The organism is Empedobacter sp. UBA7611 (genome assembly GCF_002484365.1).
Taxonomy (GTDB): Bacteria; Bacteroidota; Bacteroidia; order Flavobacteriales; family Weeksellaceae; genus Empedobacter; species Empedobacter falsenii_B.
This window is the reverse complement of the sequence record NZ_DLJR01000042.1, coordinates 38345-58022: the sequence shown is the minus strand read 5'-3', so window position 1 is coordinate 58022 and position 19678 is coordinate 38345. Positions and strand designations below refer to the sequence as shown.

The 19678-nt window shown below is 31.8% G+C and carries 19 protein-coding genes; 4 read left to right on the top strand and 15 right to left on the bottom strand.

What is annotated here, in order from left to right; genetic code table 11:
• From radC to B3R94_RS07040, 3 genes are all read right to left on the bottom strand, one after another.
• Entirely contained in the window at positions 1-702 is a 702-nt protein-coding gene (gene radC, locus B3R94_RS07050) for a RadC family protein (RefSeq protein ID WP_291099658.1), read from the bottom strand.
• Entirely contained in the window at positions 680-1153 is a 474-nt protein-coding gene (locus B3R94_RS07045; protein WP_291073789.1) for a hypothetical protein, read from the bottom strand. The genes radC and B3R94_RS07045 overlap by 23 nt, the downstream gene beginning before the upstream one ends.
• A gap of 77 nt (positions 1154-1230) precedes the next feature.
• Positions 1231-2913 carry a glutamine--tRNA ligase/YqeY domain fusion protein gene (locus tag B3R94_RS07040; RefSeq protein WP_291099655.1) on the bottom strand — a complete coding sequence of 561 codons (1683 nt, stop codon included), beginning with the start codon at positions 2911-2913 and terminating at the stop codon, positions 1231-1233.
• A gap of 380 nt (positions 2914-3293) precedes the next feature.
• On the opposite strand from B3R94_RS07040, the gene B3R94_RS07035 reads away from it, so the two are divergent.
• Complete coding sequence (locus B3R94_RS07035; RefSeq protein WP_291099653.1) at positions 3294-3764, top strand: ATP-binding cassette domain-containing protein; 471 nt, start codon at positions 3294-3296, stop codon at positions 3762-3764.
• Positions 3765-3776: 12 nt separating this feature from the next.
• Entirely contained in the window at positions 3777-3968 is a 192-nt protein-coding gene (locus B3R94_RS07030) for a hypothetical protein (protein ID WP_291099650.1), read from the top strand.
• Here the strand turns inward: B3R94_RS07030 and rimM are convergent.
• Positions 3956-4480: a ribosome maturation factor RimM gene (gene rimM, locus B3R94_RS07025; RefSeq protein ID WP_291099647.1), complete on the bottom strand. Its 525-nt coding sequence runs from the start codon at positions 4478-4480 to the stop codon at positions 3956-3958. The two genes, B3R94_RS07030 and rimM, sit on opposite strands and share 13 nt — an antisense overlap.
• Positions 4481-4504: 24 nt before the next feature.
• Positions 4505-5032 carry a 30S ribosomal protein S16 gene (locus B3R94_RS07020; protein WP_180905332.1) on the bottom strand — a complete coding sequence of 176 codons (528 nt, stop codon included), beginning with the start codon at positions 5030-5032 and terminating at the stop codon, positions 4505-4507.
• A 172-nt stretch (positions 5033-5204) separates the two neighbouring features.
• Here B3R94_RS07020 and B3R94_RS07015 point away from each other — a divergent pair, with 172 nt between their 5' ends.
• The gene (locus B3R94_RS07015) at positions 5205-5804 is read left to right on the top strand and encodes an HD domain-containing protein (protein WP_219033870.1); all 600 of its coding nucleotides are present in this window, start codon (positions 5205-5207) and stop codon (positions 5802-5804) included.
• A gap of 33 nt (positions 5805-5837) precedes the next feature.
• Positions 5838-7412: a S41 family peptidase gene (locus B3R94_RS07010; protein WP_291099644.1), complete on the top strand. Its 1575-nt coding sequence runs from the start codon at positions 5838-5840 to the stop codon at positions 7410-7412.
• 125 nt (positions 7413-7537) lie between these two features.
• On the opposite strand, the gene B3R94_RS07005 is transcribed toward B3R94_RS07010, so the two are convergent.
• The 10 genes from B3R94_RS07005 to B3R94_RS06960 all read right to left on the bottom strand — a co-directional run bounded on the left by B3R94_RS07005 (position 7538) and on the right by B3R94_RS06960 (position 19678).
• Positions 7538-8047 (bottom strand): class I SAM-dependent methyltransferase, encoded by a 510-nt coding sequence (locus B3R94_RS07005; protein WP_313566349.1) that lies wholly within the window; start codon positions 8045-8047, stop codon positions 7538-7540.
• A 360-nt stretch (positions 8048-8407) separates the two neighbouring features.
• Positions 8408-9412, bottom strand: a complete 1005-nt coding sequence (locus B3R94_RS07000) for an FAD:protein FMN transferase (RefSeq protein WP_291099641.1) — start codon at positions 9410-9412, stop codon at positions 8408-8410.
• Between the two features lie 128 nt (positions 9413-9540).
• Positions 9541-11730, bottom strand: a complete 2190-nt coding sequence (locus B3R94_RS06995; RefSeq protein ID WP_291099638.1) for a PepSY domain-containing protein — start codon at positions 11728-11730, stop codon at positions 9541-9543.
• Positions 11731-11732: 2 nt separating this feature from the next.
• Complete coding sequence (locus B3R94_RS06990; protein ID WP_180905318.1) at positions 11733-12224, bottom strand: DUF2271 domain-containing protein; 492 nt, start codon at positions 12222-12224, stop codon at positions 11733-11735.
• Between the two features lie 8 nt (positions 12225-12232).
• Positions 12233-13696 carry an ankyrin repeat domain-containing protein gene (locus B3R94_RS06985; protein WP_291099635.1) on the bottom strand — a complete coding sequence of 488 codons (1464 nt, stop codon included), beginning with the start codon at positions 13694-13696 and terminating at the stop codon, positions 12233-12235.
• Positions 13697-13874: 178 nt separating this feature from the next.
• Positions 13875-14486, bottom strand: a complete 612-nt coding sequence (gene hisIE / locus B3R94_RS06980; protein WP_280049037.1) for a bifunctional phosphoribosyl-AMP cyclohydrolase/phosphoribosyl-ATP diphosphatase HisIE — start codon at positions 14484-14486, stop codon at positions 13875-13877.
• Positions 14483-15235 (bottom strand): imidazole glycerol phosphate synthase subunit HisF, encoded by a 753-nt coding sequence (gene hisF / locus B3R94_RS06975; protein WP_038336482.1) that lies wholly within the window; start codon positions 15233-15235, stop codon positions 14483-14485. Before hisF ends, hisIE begins: the two co-directional genes overlap by 4 nt.
• 109 nt (positions 15236-15344) lie before the next feature.
• Positions 15345-15713: a four helix bundle protein gene (locus tag B3R94_RS06970; protein ID WP_038336484.1), complete on the bottom strand. Its 369-nt coding sequence runs from the start codon at positions 15711-15713 to the stop codon at positions 15345-15347.
• A 47-nt stretch (positions 15714-15760) separates the two neighbouring features.
• On the bottom strand, positions 15761-16474 hold the full coding sequence (hisA, locus tag B3R94_RS06965; RefSeq protein ID WP_114997999.1) for a 1-(5-phosphoribosyl)-5-[(5-phosphoribosylamino)methylideneamino]imidazole-4-carboxamide isomerase: 714 nt from the start codon (positions 16472-16474) through the stop codon (positions 15761-15763).
• Positions 16475-16558: 84 nt separating this feature from the next.
• Positions 16559-19678, bottom strand: coding sequence for a S41 family peptidase (locus B3R94_RS06960; RefSeq protein ID WP_291099632.1), 3120 nt, complete (start codon positions 19676-19678; stop codon positions 16559-16561).

The window sequence follows — 19678 nt, the reverse complement described above, 5'->3', positions numbered from 1 at the left end:
TCAAATTAGACCATCATCCGCAAATGAATAAAAATCTTTTTGAGAAACAATAATGTGATCTAAAACTTGAATATCTAAAAGAGTGGCACCTTCTTTTATTTTTCGAGTAATGTGTATATCAGACTGACTTGGAGTAAGATTTCCAGAAGGATGATTGTGAGAAAGTATCATTCCAGTTGCCATTAACTCTAAGGCACGTTTAAAAATTACTCGAATATCGACAGCGGTTTGATTAATTCCACCTCGTGAAATTTGCTCAGTTTTAATGATTCGATTTCCTTGATTGAGAAACATTACCCAAAATTCTTCGTTTGGTAAATCACCAATTTGTTGTTGTAAAATTATGGCTGCGTCTTTGCTTGAAGTAATTTTGTCGCGTTCTAAAATCTCTTGCGAATTTCGTCTTCTTCCAATTTCCATTGCTGTGATTATCGAAATAGCTTTTGCTTCTCCAACTCCTTTGAATTTGCATAAATCTACAATTGAATATTTAGCTAATTCATTCCAATTATTGTTCGCAGAATTTAAGATTCGTTTTGCCAATTCTACAGCCGATTCTTCACGATTTCCGCTTCCCATGATAATCGCTAACAATTCGGCATCAGAAAGCGACGAACGTCCTTTTAAAGCTAGTTTTTCGCGAGGACGATCATCTTCATTCCAGTTTTTTATCGAATTTTTATTCTCTAAGTAATCCGTCATCGTCGTTCGTAATTTTTATATAAGTATAATAAAAACCGTCATGAAACTCTTCACTAATTCCGAGTGTATTTTGCTCAAGATGAAAACTTTTTCCCATCGATGTATTTCCATTGGTGTAAATCATTGGAACAAGCTCTGTTTTATGAATACTTTTCCCTTTTGCTAAATTATAAGTTACTCGATTTGTTTCCTTACCATTGATAATTGTAATCATCTCAGTGGGCGTAAATTCTATAACTGTAACACGGTCTGCAGGTGGTAATTGTTCGCGTCCTACGATTCCAGCTGATAATTTTACCAATTTCCATCTCCCTATAAGTGTTGGCTCTTGAGTTCTTTCGATTTTATCAGTAGAATCATTCGCTTTTTTTTCTGTTGTTGCTTTGGTTGATTTGCAACTTGATAAGGCAATAAATGCAGTAAATATGATATGAGTGATTTTATTTTTCATGGTTAAAATTTAGATTAAATATAATAAAAAAGCTCGAACAAATTTGTTCGAGCCTGATATTTAATAAAATAGATTTTTTATTTATTCACTTTTGCCCATGTATCTTTAAGCGTAACTGTTCTATTGAAAATTAATTTTTCTGTAGAAGAATCACGATCTAAAGCAAAATATCCAATGCGTTGAAATTGGAATTTATCCTCGACTTTAGCTTCTTTCAAAGCAGGCTCAGCAAAACCTTCTTTTACAGTTAAAGAATTTGGATTGACAAATTGTAAAAAGTCAACATCTTTCTCTGCATCAGGAGATTCAACTGTAAATAAACGATCATATTCGCGCACTTCGATTGGAATATTTTCTGTTGCAGAAACCCAATGCAATGTACCTTTTACTTTACGTTTAGAAGCTTCAGTTCCGCTTCCAGACTTCGTTTCAGGATCGTAAGTTGCATAGATTGTTGTGATATTTCCTTCAGCATCTTTTTCTGCTCTTTCAGCTTTAATGAAATATGCACCTTTCAAACGAACTTCGTTTCCTAAAGATAAACGGAAGAATTTTTTAGGCGCTTCTTCCATAAAATCTTCACGTTCGATATAGATTTCACGCGTAAAAGGAACGATACGAGTTCCAGCAGTTTCATCTTCTGGGTTATTCTCAATTTCTAATTCCTCTACTTGCCCTTCAGGATAATTTTCGATGATAACTTTTACTGGATCAATGACAGCAAAAACACGAGGAGCAATTTTATTTAAATGATCACGAACAGAAAATTCTAATAACGAAATATCTAAAACATTATCACGTTTTGCAACACCGGCTGTATTCCAGAAATTCTTGATCGATTCTGGCGTATAACCGCGACGACGCAAACCTGAAATTGTAGGCATACGTGGATCATCCCAACCTATTACAACTCCTTCTTGTACCAATTTCATCAACTTTCGTTTACTTGTAATCATGTACGAAACATTACCACGAGCAAATTCGCGTTGTTTTGGTTTTTGAGGTTGATTTGGCAACTCAACATTATTCACATACCATTCATATAAATCGCGGTGATTTTTGAATTCTAACGAACACAATGAGTGAGAAATTCCTTCGATATAATCAGATTCTCCATGTGTCCAATCGTACATTGGGTACATTTTCCATGTATCTCCAGTACGGTGATGAGGACGTTTCAAAATACGATACATCACAGGGTCACGCATATTCATATTCGGAGAAGTCATATCTATTTTTGCACGCAAAACATGAGAACCTTCTTCAAACTCTCCAGCTTTCATTCTTTCGAATAACTCTAAGTTTTCTTCTACAGAACGATCTCTATAAGGAGAATTAACTCCTGGTTCGAAAGGAGTTTTACGTTGCTCATTAATCAATTCCGATGTTTGATCGTCGATGTAAGCTTTTCCTTCTTTGATTAATTGTACAGCCCAATCGTAAAGCTGCTGGAAATAATCAGAAGCATAACGTTCCTCTGCCCATTCAAAACCTAACCATTTTACATCTTCACGGATAGAATCTACGAATTCTTGTTCTTCTTTGTCAGGATTAGTGTCATCAAAACGTAAGTTTACAGGCGCATTGTAACGCTGTCCTAAACCGAAGTTTAAGCAGATTGCTTTTGCATGCCCGATATGCAAATAACCATTTGGTTCTGGTGGGAAACGAAAACGTAAATTTTCTTTCGGCATCCCGTTGGCTAAATCATCTTCGATGATTTGCTCAATAAAATTCAATGATTTTTTTTCTTCTTCCATTTTTTAATTACGATTGAGTTTGCAAAGGTACGAAATTGACAATAAAAATTGAGTGATTGTTTTTTGAAAATTGAGTACATTTAATTCAAAAATTTGAAGAGTAATGAAAAGATTACGAGTATTTTGTGAATTTTATAAAGTTAATTTAGTCGTGTTCTTGATATGGAGCATATTAATTGGTTGTGTTTTTGGACCAGTTATATATATGAATTCAATAATTATTATAGCTATTATTTCAGAAATTACATCCTTTCTTTTTTATAAATTTTATAGAAAACATGAATTATATTTTTACTATAATTTTAGATTTTCATTAAGAAAATTGTATTTTTTTTCTTTAGGATTAACTTTATCAATTTCTTTTTTAATCTTGTATTTGTATGAAGGATTTATTCCTGGAAGTAGATAGTATTCAAAAGTCTTTTAATGGAAATAATATTTTAAAAAATATTTCTTTTCAAGTTAAAAAAGGTGAAATCGTTTCTATTATAGGTAGAAATGGAAGTGGTAAATCAACACTTTTTGATGTTATTTTTGGTTCAATTTCTTCTGAAAATAAATTTGTTCGAATTAATGGTGAAGTTAAGAAAAATACGTTTGAAGTAAAAGATGGTTTAGCGTTTGTAACTCAATTCAATCATTTTCCTCAAAATATTAAAGTAAAAACTCTAATTGATTTGTTTATAGATGAAGAAAGAATAAAAATAAAATTCTTAGAGGACGATTTGATAATGAATATTTTAAAACATAGAGTTAAAAATACTTCTTATGGTCAACAACGATATTTACAAGTGAAAATTTATCTATATTCGACGTCAAGTTTTTGTATTTTAGATGAGCCTTTTGCTTGATTATCACCATTAATGATAGATAATATTTCTCGACAAATTATTGAACAATCAAATCATAAAGGAATTATTATATCTGATCATCAGTATGAATATGTGCTAAATATTTCGACTAAAAATTATGTATTAAAAGAAGGAAATTTAATCAAAATTGAAGACAGAAATGATTTGAAAAAACTAGGATATTTAAATAATTACCCCAAATAAATTTCTAATAATCCGTTAGGAATTTGGATAAGCATTGCTTTTTCTTCTCGATTAACTTCAAGAATCCATTCGTCAATCATCGGAATTAAGATTTCTTTTCCATTCGCATCTACTTCGAAATAAGCTTGCGCTGCAGAATCGTTAACAGATTTTATTGTCCCAACTTCTGTATTTGTTTGATCGTAAATTGTGAAACCAACAATTTCGTGGTAATAAAAATCTGTTCCAGAAAGTTCTGGTAATGATTTTAGAGGTAAATAAAGTTCGCGATTGATTAATTTGTCGACATCTTCGTCTTCAACATCTTCAAACTTTACTAATAATTTTGTGCCTTGATAAGGCTGAGAAGTTTCGAAAAAAAATGGAACCAGTGTACCATCTTGCTCGATGAACACTGCTTCCAAAGTATCGTATAATTCTGGTTCGTCTGTATCCAAGTGAATGATTAAATTACCTTTGAAACCATGTCTCTTTGTAACTTTACCTAAATAGTAGCAATCATTTTTTGTCATTTGGAACGTCTCTGAACTTAAAAATTATTCTTCTGTAGCAACTTCTTCAGTTGTACCTTCTGCTTCTTCAGCAGGAGTTTCTTCAACTTGTGCAGCAGCTTCAGCTTCCTGAGCAGCTTTTACACGAGCTTCATTAACAGCTTTTTCAGCTTCTAATGCAGCAGCTTTAGCAGCAGCAGCACCTGAAGTTAAACCGTCTTTTTTAGCTTGAACTTTTTCACCTTTAGCTTCTAACCAAGCGTCGAAACGTTTGTCAGCTTCTTCTTGAGAAAACGCACCTTTAGCAACACCACCTAATAAGTGTTTTTTCATAAAAGCACCTTTGTAAGATAATAAAGCTTTAGCAGTATTAGTTGGCTCAGCACCAGTTTGTAACCATTTTACAGCAGAATCAACATTTAATTCTACAGTTGCAGGGTTAGTAATTGGGTTGTAAGTACCTAATTTTTCGATGAAACGACCATCACGTTTTGCTCTTGAGTCAGCAACTACGATGTGAAAGAATGGTTTTCCTTTACGACCATGTCTTTGTAATCTAATTCTTGTAGCCATAGTATAACTAATTATTTTGGGAACTCGTCCCGTTTTACAAATTTGAGGTGCAAATATACAATATTTTTGATAAATAATTATTTTAAAAGTGATTATTAAATTAATTCTGAAAAATCAAGTTTTTTGAATAATGATTCTGACGTATTTTTAAACTCGGAAATAAATTTAAAAAATGAACAAACAAGAAATACTTATTCAGACACAAGCTTATATCAAAAAAACTTTTTTAGATGAAGGAACAGGACACGATTATTTTCACATAGAACGTGTGGTGACAAATGCGAAGAAGATTTTAGAAACTGAAAATGCAGATTCTTTTTTGGTTGAATTAGCAGCTTGGACACATGATATCGGTGATTATAAATTGCATAATGGAGTTGATAAATCGGAGGAATTAATTAGAAAATTTTTAGAATCAATTCATGTAGAGGAAGAATCAATTCAGAAAGTATTGGAAATAGTCTCGCAAGTTTCATTTAGTAAAGGAAATAAACCAACAACTATCGAGGCTGAAATTGTGCAAGATGCTGATCGTTTAGATGCAATTGGAGCGGTTGGTATTGCGCGTTGTTTTGCATATGGCGGAAGTGTAGGTAGTATTTTATATAATCCGTACGATAATTCGAAAGACGCTTCTAGCGTGCAACATTTTTATGATAAATTATTTAAATTAAAAGAGTTGATGAATACCAAAACAGCAAAAGAAATTGCTTTAAAACGTCATCAGTATATGGAAAATTTTATCGAAGAATTTTATCAAGAAGTGAAATAATATTGTAACTTATTATTCATTTAATTATCCTTAATGAAACTAAAATTTACTCTAATTTATTTGTCACTTTTATTGATATGCAGTTGTGCTTCTGTCGAGAAATATAATGCAGATATTGATAAAGAGATTCCTGCGAATAAATTGAAAAAAGATGTAGATTTTGTTTATAAAAAACTAAAAAGATATCATCCAAAATTAGATTTATATACTTCTCAAGAACAAATTGATTATAAATTTGATAGTCTTAAAAAGTCAATTGATAAACCATTGAAACCAAATGATTTTTATGTCAAGTTTTTTCCGATTTTCGAAAGTTTAGAACATGGTCATACAGATATTTATCCGATATATAAACGATTAGAAAAGAGCAAGGAAAAAAAATACAAAGAATCTAAATCTGCTTTTAGTGATTATAGTTTTTTTTGGCAAAATGATTCAGTTTTTTTAGTGACAGATTACAGTAAAATCAATCCGATTAATCAAGGTTCGGCTTTGCTTTATATAGATAGTGTTTCTACAAAGTATTTATACGATAAATATAAAAAAAGTATTTATGGAGATGGTGAAAATCAAACTTTTTCGGATAATGTCTTTAACCGAACTTTTCTCAATTATTTTACTTTAGAAAATGGAATTAAAGATTCGGTTGAATTAACTTTTAAAATGGGGAATTCAATCATCCGAAAAAAAACATTTCGTACCTATCCAAAACCTAAAAATGATAAGATTTCAGAACTACCAAAAATTACAAAAGAGCAGAAAGAAGTTGAGCGAAAAGTTAGGATAAAACAAAAGAAATACGGCTATTCTAAAAGTTCCAAAACCTATTCCAAAGATTTGACTTTTCCTACGAACGACAGTACGATTGCGGTGTTAAAAGTAACTGATTTCAGGAAAGGAAAAATACGCGAACTATATAAAGAGGTTTTTACGGATATCAAGAATCATAAAGTTCAAAATTTAGTTCTTGATCTTCGCAACAATGGTGGTGGTTACCTAAAAGATTCGCACTATTTATACGCTTATTTGGTCGATGATTCCAAGGCATTTTTAGATGAAAAAATCGTCGCGAACAAAACCTCTTTTGGCAAGTCGTTGTACAATCTTTTTCCCGTTTATTCCTATCCGTTGCTTTGGTTGGGATCGGGTTATACTTATTTTTCGACGTCAAAAAATGCTAAAAATGAATACGAATTGCACATGCCTTTTTCGCATGTCAAAATAGATAAAGAGCTCGTGTATCACCACAATTTGTATGTCATTATAAATGGTGGTTCTTACTCTGCTTCGGCGTTGATTTCGGCTAATCTTCAACTAAAAAATCGAGCATTTTTTGTAGGTGAAGAAACGGGAGGAGATTTTAATGGAACGGTTGCTGGGTTGATGCCAAAATTTACGTTGCCCAATTCCAAACTCAAAATTTCGGTTGGTACAGTTTATCTTTCTCCTATTGAAAAGCGAGATGAACAGGCGCATGGTGTTTATCCAAACCAAGTTATTCAACCTAATTTGCAAGATAAAATTAAGCGTACGGATGCTGAACTGAAATGGATTTTAAATGATATTAAAAAAGGAAATATCGAATACAATAAAGCTTTAAAAATATAAAATCATCTCCTGAATTAAGGAGATGATTTTTATATTTTTAGCGTTTGAGCGGGCTATTCGTTACAATCTTTTTTGTAGACACCGCGTCTACAAAAAAGGATTTCCACTACTATCCCTAACGCATTTTATTTTTTGTTGAAACTACAAAAAATAAAGTTCTGAATCGTATCAAATGGCGTTTTATGATCAATTGTAAAACATTCTATTTTCTCAAAATTAGCTTCAAAAGTTGAGGTTAACGACGTTTCATCATTTTGTTTTATTTCCAAACCACTACATTTTAATGGTCCATTTGTCGAAAAAGTTCCAATTACCATATTTCCTTTTACAGCTTTCGAGACCAAATTTTGGTACTTTTTGATGTCATTTTCTTCTATTAAAAAATGAAAAACTGCTCTATCGTGCCAAATATCGTATTGTTCTGTAGGTTCAAATTCGGTGATATCAGCAACAATCCAAGTTACTTTTTCTGCATTATTTCCTAAACGCTTTTTTGCTCTTTCCAACGCATTTGCAGAAATATCCAAAACAGAAATATTTTCATATCCTTCTTCCAATAAAAAATCGACCAACTTACTATCTCCACCACCAATATCAATAATTTTAGCTGTTTTATCAGCTCCAAAAGAATGAATAAAATTTAAAGAAGTTTCTGGTTTTTCTTGTGTTCAACTCACTTCTTCTGGAGTTTTTACTTCATATATATGTTCCCAATGAGATTTTTTATTGTCGTTCATAGCTTTTGTATTTTGTTTAGGTGCAATTTCGACTTTTTATTTAAAATGAAGCATAACAAAAATTACAGAACTGAGTCTATTTTTTCTATAAAAAACACCTTTTACTAAATATAATGGTTATTATACACTTAAATAATTTAAGCTAAATTATTGATATTGCGAAAGTGCTGTTTTGGATAAATAAAATTGATTCAGAAACTTCTTTGTAAGGAGCATTTTTACGTTGAAACTGCATATCTAAATCACCATTTTTAAGTGTTATTTCTCAAGTTTTCGTTTAATCTTCTTGTAGTTTTTTGAACGAATAATTTTTCCTTTATCTGTAATCAAAAGAGCAGCGTAATCTTTTTGTTGATTGATAAAATTCAATCCTTTTTCTTTTCCTAAAACCATGATAGAAGTGCTAAAACCATTACACATTTCAGCATCCGTCCCAATAACTGTAACCCCTGTTAATCCTGTTGAAGGATAACCAGTTTTGGGATTAATAATGTGTGAATAGCGAACTTCATCAATCAAAATAAATTTTTCGTAATCACCAGAAGTCGTAACAGAGGCATTTTTCATTGAGAGAATATCCAACATTTTATGTCGATTAAATGGATTTGTAACTCCAATTTTCCAAAGTTCTCCATTTGGTTGATTTCCCCAAGTTGTCATATCACCAGAAGCATCAATTATACCCGCTTGTATTCCTAAGTCTTGCATGAAAGTTCGTGCTTTTTGTGCTGCATAACCTTTTCCTGTTGAACCAAAACCGATTTTCATTCCAGCTTTTTTTAAGAATATTGTTGAATTTTCTTCATCTAAAATAATGTTTTGATAACCGATTTTTTCGATGGCTTTTGAAATCTCTTCCTGAGTTGGAATCTTTTCCATTGAACCATCAAATTTCCATATTTTGTCCATTGCCGCAAAGCTAATGTCAAAAGCACCATCGGTTAGTTGCGAAAAATAAATCGCACGCTTTGTTAAGTCAAAAACTTCTCGATCTACTTTTATCGCCTTTATTCCTGCATTTTGATTGACAAGAGAAACTTGCGAAGTTGGTTTCCAGTCAGAAATCAAATTCTCGATTCTGATCATTTCATCAATTGCTTTATTGATATTTTTTTCAACAGAAATAGAATCGGTGTCAACCAATGTAATTTTGAATTTACTTCCCATCAAAATTGTATCTCTAACTCCAACCGTTTGAGCATTTATCGGAGTTAGAACATACAATAGTATAAAAGTGAATATATTTTTTAGAATGAATTTCATTTTGGTTTATTCATTTGTTATTCTGAGTTTATCGAAAAGTATAAAGCTTAAAGATACCTCGACAAGCTCGGTATGACAGGTATTAGGTTATTCTGAACTTGTTTTAGGATTGCATCAAAATTATTTTTCTAGTAACAATCCGTCAAAAATTGCCCATTTGTTTTGAATTCTTCGAATGATTTATTCAAATGTTCTTGACAGATTTGTTCCAAAACTTTCTCTACATCATGTTGCATTGTGAGAGCACCACAAATCATAAGAATTCCACCATTTTGTAATGTTTCAGCAAAGAATTTAGCATCACGATTGACTAAATCCATCACATACTGTTTATTTTCTTCACGAGAAAATGCAATGTGAAATTGACTCAAATGATTCGTAAAAATTTGTTTCGTAGCAAATTCTTGATAAGATTTTGTTGTTTCATTATCATGTCTGAAACCACAGTATAAATGCGTTTCAATATTTTTTGAATTCTCATCAATCATCCCAAGAAAAGGTGCAATTCCTGTTCCGTTTGCAATCATCACAACTTTTGAAGCTTTTGGAAATCTAAAGGCTTTATTTTTTACAATTCGAGCTTTAATCGTAGAATTTTGAACCAAATTATATAAATATTGAGAACCTAATCCAAACTCATGCAATTTTACAATTAACTGTAATTTATTATCTACTTTTCCAACCGAATATAAGCGTTCTTTGTGATCACTTTCGGGATAAATTGCTAATAAATCTCCAGATTTGAATTTCTCTTTTACATCTAAAATAACTTTAAATGTAGCATCTTCTTGTGTGATTTTAGTGGTAGAAATAACCTTAACATTTTTCAGTTCTAGTGCTTTTCCAACATACATCGCAGGCGTTGTTGCTAACGGAATATCTGTCGTTTCTTTGTATGCAATGACCCAATTTGTGAATTCTTCCGGCGATTTATCATTTACTGTTTTCAAATCCAATAATTGAGTAGCCCATTTTTGATCATTCAACCATTTGTCAACTTTTATCGCATATCCACAATAATCTGAATAGGCTCTTGAGCCAAATCCTACAACCGAAAATTCGATGGATTGGTTTTGTGGAAATTGTGTGATTAATTGTTCAAATTTCTTAGCATTCGCAGGCGCATCACCAATTCCATAAGTGGAAGTAAAAATGATGAGTTGTTTTGCCTTTGGATAAATTTCATATTGATTCATCTGAGCGATGAATGATTTTTTCCCGTTTGCTAAAAATTGTTCTTGAATTTTTGAAGCAAAACCAACAGTCGATCCATTTTCAGAACCAACTAAAAGGATAATTTCAGCTTCGATAGCTTTATATTTATTTTTGCCGATTTTCGTTTTTGTACGTTTGAACGTAATTACAAATCCTGACCAAATAAAAAATAAAATATTAAGTGAAGCAATTCCTAAAATCGCTGCCCAAATCACATTGGTGCGACCCGTATGTAAATCGATATTAAATTTTTCTACAATTGCAGAATAAGGATTTAGCGATTCTGAAATAATCGCTCCATTTACTTGATTAACCGAAACCGATTTTTTTCTTAAATGGACTATAAATGGTTCAGCTTCATCATCTGGAATAAAAGGAAATTCAATCTTTTCTACACTACTTAATTTCGTGTTTTTGAAAAACTCAATGTCTTTTAAATCTTTTGGTTGTAAATTTTCTTTAGCTTGATGCTCGATTTCTTTTGGTTGACCAACTAAAGGTTCTAATCGTGCTAAGAAAATCAATGTTCCTGTTAATGCAATGATTAAAACTGGAATTAATAACCAACGTCCAGTTACAACGTGGAAATATTGTGAAAAAGAGTCTTTGTTAACTTTGATGAAGAAGTTTAAGATTCCTTGTTGACGTTTTACGATTAAGATTAATCCACTTATTGAAATTAACATCAATAAAAAAGAGACTACGCCAACGATTGCTCGACCAGTTTCTTTTAGAAATAATGAACGGTGCAAGGCTGTGACCCAATTGATGAAATCACTTTTTGGAACAATTTCACCAATCTTTTTTCCTGTTGTAGGATCAATGTAAGATTTGATCGAATTCCCATCTTCGTCCATAGCATCAATCGTCACAAAATCATTGTGATCAACTTTAACTTCTATTATTTCAAAATAATGCTCGCGCAAAGTTGGTAAAACTTGCGCGAGTGTTATGTTATCGAAATTTTCTACTTTGTATGCGGGCGATTTTTCGTTTATTGCATCAACAGCCAAAATTACTCCTGTGATAGATAGAATAACTAAAAATGCTGAAGATAAAATTGCAAGACTCAAATGCGCATATCTCCAAATAGATAATGTCATTTTTATTGAACTTTTATAAAACGTACGGCTTTAATATAAACTGAACCTTTGATACCTGCTTTGTTGTCTAAATCCGCAGAATTTAATGCAACTTCGGCGTCTTTTGCGACGTATTTTTGAGTTTCAACAGCAGATTCAAAACGTAATTTGTATCCTTTATTCAATTTTGCAGTATCAAACTCGATGACACGTGTAGCTCTCGCTCCTCCAGCAACTGAAGCACCTGTAATTCCGTTTAATTTTTCTTTCTTTTTACTATTGAATTTGTGCCATTCTTTTAACGTGTTGTACCACTCGTTATCCGTTCCCAAAACACCTAAAGTTTTTTCGTATTGTCCTTTTGGATTGATTAATGAAATCACTACATAGGCTTCTTTTCCTGTGTAATTATTCATCTGAATCATTGTTTTGTATTTTGTTGTTTGTGCAAAAGTGGCAGTTGCCATTAAGATTACAACTAATCCAACTAATTTTTTGATTAAGTTAAATTTCATCTCCTTCATTATTTTAAAAAGTCAATAGACACATTATTTTTCTTTAAGAATTCGTTTTCTCCAGCCAAATCATAAGCCGTTTCGTCAAATTCTGTTTTAATATCTTTTTTCGCTCCAGCAGCAACCAAAGTTTTCAAGATTGCATCATCTTTCGCAATCAAAGCTGCTTTGTGTAACGCTGTATTTCCGTCTTCATCTTGTGTATTAATATTTACACCTAATTCAATCGCTTTCTTTACCAAATTTACATTTCCTTTATCAACAGCGATGTGTAACAAAGTTGCACCTTTGCTTTGAGTAGCTTTAAAATCAACTTTTGCATTTGTTAATAAAGCTTGTTTTTCAGCGAATGATTCATCATTTGGTTTGAAAGAATTGAACCAATAATAAGCCAAATTATTTCCATCTTTATCAACAATATTAGCTTTAGCGCCTTTTTCTAATAATAAAGAAACGATTTGAGATGTTCCAGAAGCAACAGCTTTCGTTAAAGCTGACTCACCATTTTTATTAATCGCATTTACATTATTTGCTTTTGATAAAAATGTATTGATTAAATCTGTGTTTTTTCCTCCAGCAGCAACCATTAATGCAGTGTTTCCTTCTTTATCAGCAATTTTAGCATCAACACCTTTTGATAAGATAAAGTTGATTGTTTCTGAGTTTCCTCTGCGAGATAAAGCATATAATAATGTTTGTCCGTCTGGATTTAACGCTTTTGGATTTAATTTATATTTTGTAATTAATTCTTGGAAAACTTCTACACCATTTTCTTTTGTTCTCGAACCTTGAGTGGCAAAAAATAAAGCTTGATCTGTAGGTTTTACACCTTTCGCGATTAATTTATCTATGATTGATAAGTTTCCTAATTTTGCAGCATAATCCGCTATAGTACGTCCGTTAGCGTCTTTTTCGCTTAATGATAAACCTTTCGAAATAAAGTATTCTGTTACTTTTAAATCATCATCATTTGCAATTGCTTCCATAATTAAGTTAGTCCCATTTTCTCCTTTAACTTTTGGATTGGCACCAGCTTTAATTAACGCATCGTAAACCGCTATATTTTGATTTCCAGCACTTGCAGCATACGTAATCACATCGTAACCATGGCTGTCTTTGTAGTGAACATCAGAACCTTTGGCTAATAAATAATTTACCAATTCTAAATTCCCCGCAGCCGCAGCCCATTGAAGATAAATTCTTGAGTGATGCGTTTTTTTATCAATAGAATTTCCTTCTTGTTCAATTAAAAATTTAGTCACATTAAAATCTGCTTTATTGTTAATCGCTATCACAACAGGATCAAAGAAACCACCATTTTGAAAAGAAGGACTATTTCCTTTCGAAATTTCAGTTTTTACAGTTTCTATTGTTGGATTATTTTTCCAAAAACCAGCGTCCATCAACGTATTCGTTTGAGCTTGAATAAATGAAGCAACAAGGATAGCAGCAGAAATGAATAATTTTTTCATATGAATAGAATATATTGTAATGATTATTTAGACTAATTTTAATTTGATTTCAAAAGTATTATTTTTATTTATATTAATTCTAATTAAATTAAATAAATTTGGCTAATTCTGCTAAACATCAGTTTTTTGAAAACAAAAAAGATTGCTAATCTGCAATCTTTTATATTTCTAAACTACTTTACTCAGCTCGTCTTGGACCATTTTCTCTTGATTTCAAAACATTTTCTACATCTTCTAATTTGAAACCTTTGGCTTTCAATAAAATTAAATAATGATACATTAAATCCGCGGCTTCATTAATAAATAAATCATCGTTGTTGTCTTTGGCTTCAATTACCAATTCAACTGCTTCTTCACCTACTTTTTGCGCAACCTTATTGATTCCTCTTTTGAATAATTTGTTGGTATACGAATCTGGATCATTGTCCAAATCAATTCTATCGTTAATGGTTTGTTCTAATTCATATACAAATCCGTGGTTGGTTTCTTCTTTAAAACAAGTCGTAGAACCCGTATGACAAGTTGGTCCAAAAGGTTTTGCTTTGATTAAAACTGTATCGTTGTCGCAATCAACCGCAATTGATTTAACCTCTAAGAAGTTTCCTGATTCTTCACCTTTTGTCCATAATCTATTTTTTGAACGAGAATAAAAGGTCACTTTTCCAATTTCTTGGGTTTTGTTAAAAGCTTCTTCGTTCATATAACCTAACATCAAAACTCTATTGTTAAGATAATTTTGAATAATAACGGGAACTAATCCGTCATTACTTTTATTGAAATCGATCTTCATCGTATCGGAATATTTTGTTCTTTTAAATAATTTTTAAGCGTCGGAATTGGAATTTCACCAAAGTGAAAAATACTTGCAGCCAATCCACCACTTGCTTTTGTTTGGGTAAAAACTTCTGTAAAATGCTCCATTTTTCCAGCTCCACCCGAAGCTATTACTGGAAGATTTACAGTATCAGCAACTGCTTTTGTGATATCAATTTTGAAACCAGCTTTTGTCCCATCTCCATCCATAGATGTTAACAGAATTTCGCCAGCGCCAAATTCTTCTACTTTTTTGACCCAATCTAAGGTTTCCCATTCGGTTTCAATTTTTCCACCGCTTACGAAAACTTTTTGTGTTCCATTTACATCGCGAGTATCTACAGCAACGACTACACATTGCGATCCAAATCGAGCAGCTAAATCTGCAATTAATTGAGGATTTTTAACCGCCGAAGAATTCACCGAAACTTTATCTGCGCCAGCTTTGATGACCGCCGAAGCATCTTCCACCGAATTGATTCCACCACCAACTGTAAACGGTATATTAATCGCCGAAGCAATTTTCTCCACCATTTCAGCTAAAGTTTTACGCTTTTCAATGGTAGCTGTGATATCCAAAAACACCAATTCATCAGCGCCTTCTTCTACATATTTTTTTGCCAATTCTACTGGATCTCCCGCATCGCGTAAACCCACGAAATTAACCCCTTTTACCGTTCTTCCATCTTTGATGTCCAGACACGGAATGATTCTTTTTTTTAACACTTTAGTTCTAAGTTCTAAGTTCTAAGACTTAAGGTTGGAATCCTACATCCTAAATTTAGAACTGTTTTTTTTATATTAATTTAAATACCTTAGAACATAAGACTTATGTCTAAGAACTAAATTTATCGTTTTTTATAAATTTTTCGTAACCATTTAAAAGTCTTCCTACTTCTTCAGTTAATGAGAAAATAGTATCATAAATTTCTTGATTTAAATAGCCTAAATCTTTAGATAATAGTAGAAAATATTTAACTTCTTCTAAGGATCCAATTGAATGAGATAAGAAACTTAATCTGTGCGGAACTGTACTTTTCTTTCGACCTTCTACAATATTTGAAGGTACAGAATATGAGGCACGTCTAATTTGACTTGTGATACCAAATATTTCTTCTTTTGGAAAACTTTTGGTAATCTCGTAAATTTTCAATGTTAATTCGTGAGATTTTTTCCATACTAACAAAGATTCAAATGTATTCATAGCTATAAGTTTAGTAAGTAAAATTTACGAAATATTTTCCTTAGAACTTAGAGCATACGACTAAGAACTTTCAAATCAATTCTCCCTTCATAAATCGCTTTCCCTAAAATTGCTCCTTCGCAACCTAATTCTTTGACTTTAATTAAATCGTCGATAGAAGATACTCCGCCAGAAGCAATTAATTTGACATCCGACGCTGCTAAAATTTCAGCGTACAATTCGTTTGAAGTTCCTTGTAACATCCCATCTTTCGCAATGTCTGTACAAATCACATACTCAATTCCTTTGGTTTTATATTCTTGAATAAAATCTATTACATCTAATTCTGAGGTTTCTAACCAACCATGTGTAGCAATTTTTCGATCTTTAGCATCTGCGCCTAAAATGATTTTATCGCTTCCATATTGTGAAATCCATTCTTGAAATAAAGTCGGATTTTGAACCGCAATACTTCCACCTGTAATTTGATTCGCACCACATTCAAAAGCAATTCTAATATCATCATTAGCCTTAATTCCACCTCCAAAATCAACTTTTAAATTGGTTTTAGAAGTTATTAATTCTAAGGTTTTATAATTGATGATTTGCTTTGATTTTGCGCCGTCTAAATCCACCAAGTGCAAATATTCGATACCGTAATCCTCGAATTCTTTTGCTACTTCCAACGGATTTTCGTTGTATATTTTTTTTGTATCGTAATCGCCTTGCGATAATCTGACGCATTTTCCGTCGATAATATCTATAGCTGGAATGATTCTCATAATTGTTATGTTAGATTTACGATCTTGGAATTACGAATTACGATTAAAAAAAATAATCGTAATTCGTTAATCTACCTTCGTAAATTATTTTAATTCTTTCATGACCTCTTGGATTGCACGTTCCAATTGTGGGTCTTTATTTTCTAGTCGATCTAAGAACGTGTTTTTAATATAAATGTCAGGTTTAACACCAGTTTTTTCTAAATTTTGTCCATCCAAAGTATAAGTTCCCCAACTTGGTAAACGATAAAATGAACCATCAACTAATCCTTTTCCAGAAGTAAAAATGATCCATCGATACGTTTCTTGACCGATGATTTTTCCTAATTTTAAAGCTTTGAATCCTGCGGCTGTCATTTCTGCATCGCTTAATGAGTATTCGTTAATTAATAAAACAATTGGTTTTCCTGAAGGTGCAAAGTTCGGTTGAACAGTTAATTGTCCTTCACGATATTTCCATTTCAAATAAGGTCTTTGCGATAAAAAGTTCAAGACTTTATCATGTACATTTCCACCTGTATTGAAACGTAAATCTAAAATGACACCATCTTTTCTATTCTCTTGCTCTACCATGTCCAATAAAAATACATCCAATTCAGAAGTAGACATATTTTTCATGTACGAATAAGCGATTCTATCGTTGCTTAATTTTTTTACACGCTGACGATTTTCATAAATCCATTCATCATATAAAAGCGATTTCAATTCGTTATTTGAAATTGGATGAATCTTCGTCGAAATTGTTTTTCCTTTTCGGTCAAATTCAAGAGTTAATTCTTCTAATTTTTTAGGCGTTGTAAAATAAGTTTCGCGATTTTGGTTTTGATCGATTTTTTGCCCATTTACGCTCACTAAAATATCACCTTCTTGAACATCAACATTTTTAAGAAAAGCAGGAGATTTTCGTAAGATTTTTTCAACTGTAAAAGGTTGATCTTTTTTGAAAATAATTCCTGTTTCGTTGGTGAAATAATTCAATCTTCGACTTTCTTCTTTTCCGAAAGATGAAAAACCTAAATGCGAAGAATTCAATTCACCTAGCATATCATTTAACAAAATTCTCAAATCATTTCGATTGTTGACATAAGGTAAAAACGTTGCGTATTGCTCTTTTTTAGCTTTCCAATCGATTCCATGAAAATTCTCATCATAGAAATTTTCTTCTACTCCAGCCCAAGCTTCCTCGTACATTTGATTGAATTCTGAAGCCAAGTTTTTATTGAAATTATATTTAATACTAACTTTTTCAGGATTTGTAGAACTAATGCCAAATTTGTAAACAGAATTATCGATTAAAGCATAAAGATTTTTCTCATTTTTTACGATAAAATCAGCGCCTTTGTTGAATATTTTATCTGTTTTATCTTCTTCAAAATCAGTGGTTGTTTTTCTGTATAACTGAAATTTACCATTTTCTTGATTGGTGTTATAGAATAAAAATTGCTTTTTATCATCCGCAAAAACAAAAGGATTTGTCTGATATCCAAAACGGTCTGTTACCAATTCAATTCGTTCCAAGAATCCTTCTGGATTAATAGTTAATGCTTTAAAATCGTTCTTTTCTTCTTTTTTCTCTTTCTTCTCAACCTTTTTTTCTTCGACAAATAAATTATCAAATTTCTCTGATTTATACGCTTGATCAAACCAATCTAAAGAAGCGCGATAAATACTTGATTCTTGCATTCCTAAAGGATAGGACGGATTTTTTCTATCGCTTGAAAAATAGATATATTTTCCGTCTGGAGACCAAGTAGGATCAGCTTCAGAAACACCAGTATTCGTTAAATTAACAGTTGTATTTTTTTTGATGTTGTGAATAAAAATATCCAACTCGAAATTGCGTTTTGCAGAGAATAACACATATTCATCATTTGGAGAAAAAGATGGTTTCGAATTTTGGAAAGCCCAAATTTCATCTTTAACAATTGTTGATGATTTAAGTGATTTCAAATCTAATAATCTTACTTCATCGCGTCCGCTTAAATAAACAGCTTGTGATAAATCATTGTTGAATGTAATGTCTCGATTATTTCTTAAATCAGAAGTTAATTGTTCAACTTTTCCTTTTCCGTCAGCCGAAATTTTAAACCAATTTTGGTAACCTTTATACGTTTGGTTGAAGATTAAATTTTTGTTGTCTTTTAACCATTTTACTTCTAAAACACGCTCTTTTCCATCAGAAATTTGATTGACAAACTTTCCTTCATTATCCGAAACAAAAATAATTCCTCTGCTTACAAAGGCCATTTTCTTTCCATCAGGAGAAATGTCAAAATAATCGATGTTATTATCAACTTCAAAATTTTGCTCTTTTTCTAAAGATTTATTCGAATTAACATTAATTGTAAGAGGTTTCGACGTTTTAGTTTTTACATCGTAAACAAATAATTGATAATCTTTTTCGAAAACAACTTTTGAACCATCAGCCGAAACAAAAGGTTTCTTAATTGAAGTTTCAAATTTTGTTAACGCTTCTTTTTTACCATTTGCTAATTGATATAAGTTGTATTCGCCATTATTTTCGTCCGAAATAAAATAAATAATTCCGTTTTTATCAACTGTTGGATTAAAATCTTTTCCGTTGTAATCGGTATATTGTTTATAACTTTTTGTGGTTGGATTATATCCTAATAAATCTGGATTATTTTCTCCTTTGTATCTTTTTCGTGTAACTTGACTTGCACTTTCAGATGAGTTGGTGAAAATATATTCGCCTTGAGGAGTTTCTACTAAACCATTTGTTGTGTTGAAATAATTTGTAAAAAGCGCTTCTGGTGTTTTTCCGTCTAAATCAATTTTAAAACTTCCAAATCCATTATTTTGGTTTGAGGTAAAATAGACCGATTTACTATCCCAGCTCCAACTCTCGACTTCATCTTTGGCTTGATGAAAAGTCAATTGCTTAATTTGTCCACCATTTATAGGCATTATATAAATATCGTAATTTCCATATTGATTAGAGCTGAATGCCAGCCATTTTCCGTCTGGTGAAACACGAGGATTGATTTCTTCTCCTTCTAAAGCTGTTATTCTTGCAGCATTCCCGCCATTTATATCGGTTGACCAGATGTCGCCATCGTAACTAAAATAAACCGTTTTAGCATCAGGACTTAAAGAAGGAGTAGAAGTGAAGTACACTTTTTCTTGAGCAGAAACCTGCGAAATTGCAAAAGCACTAAGTAAAGTAAAAACTATTTTTTTCAT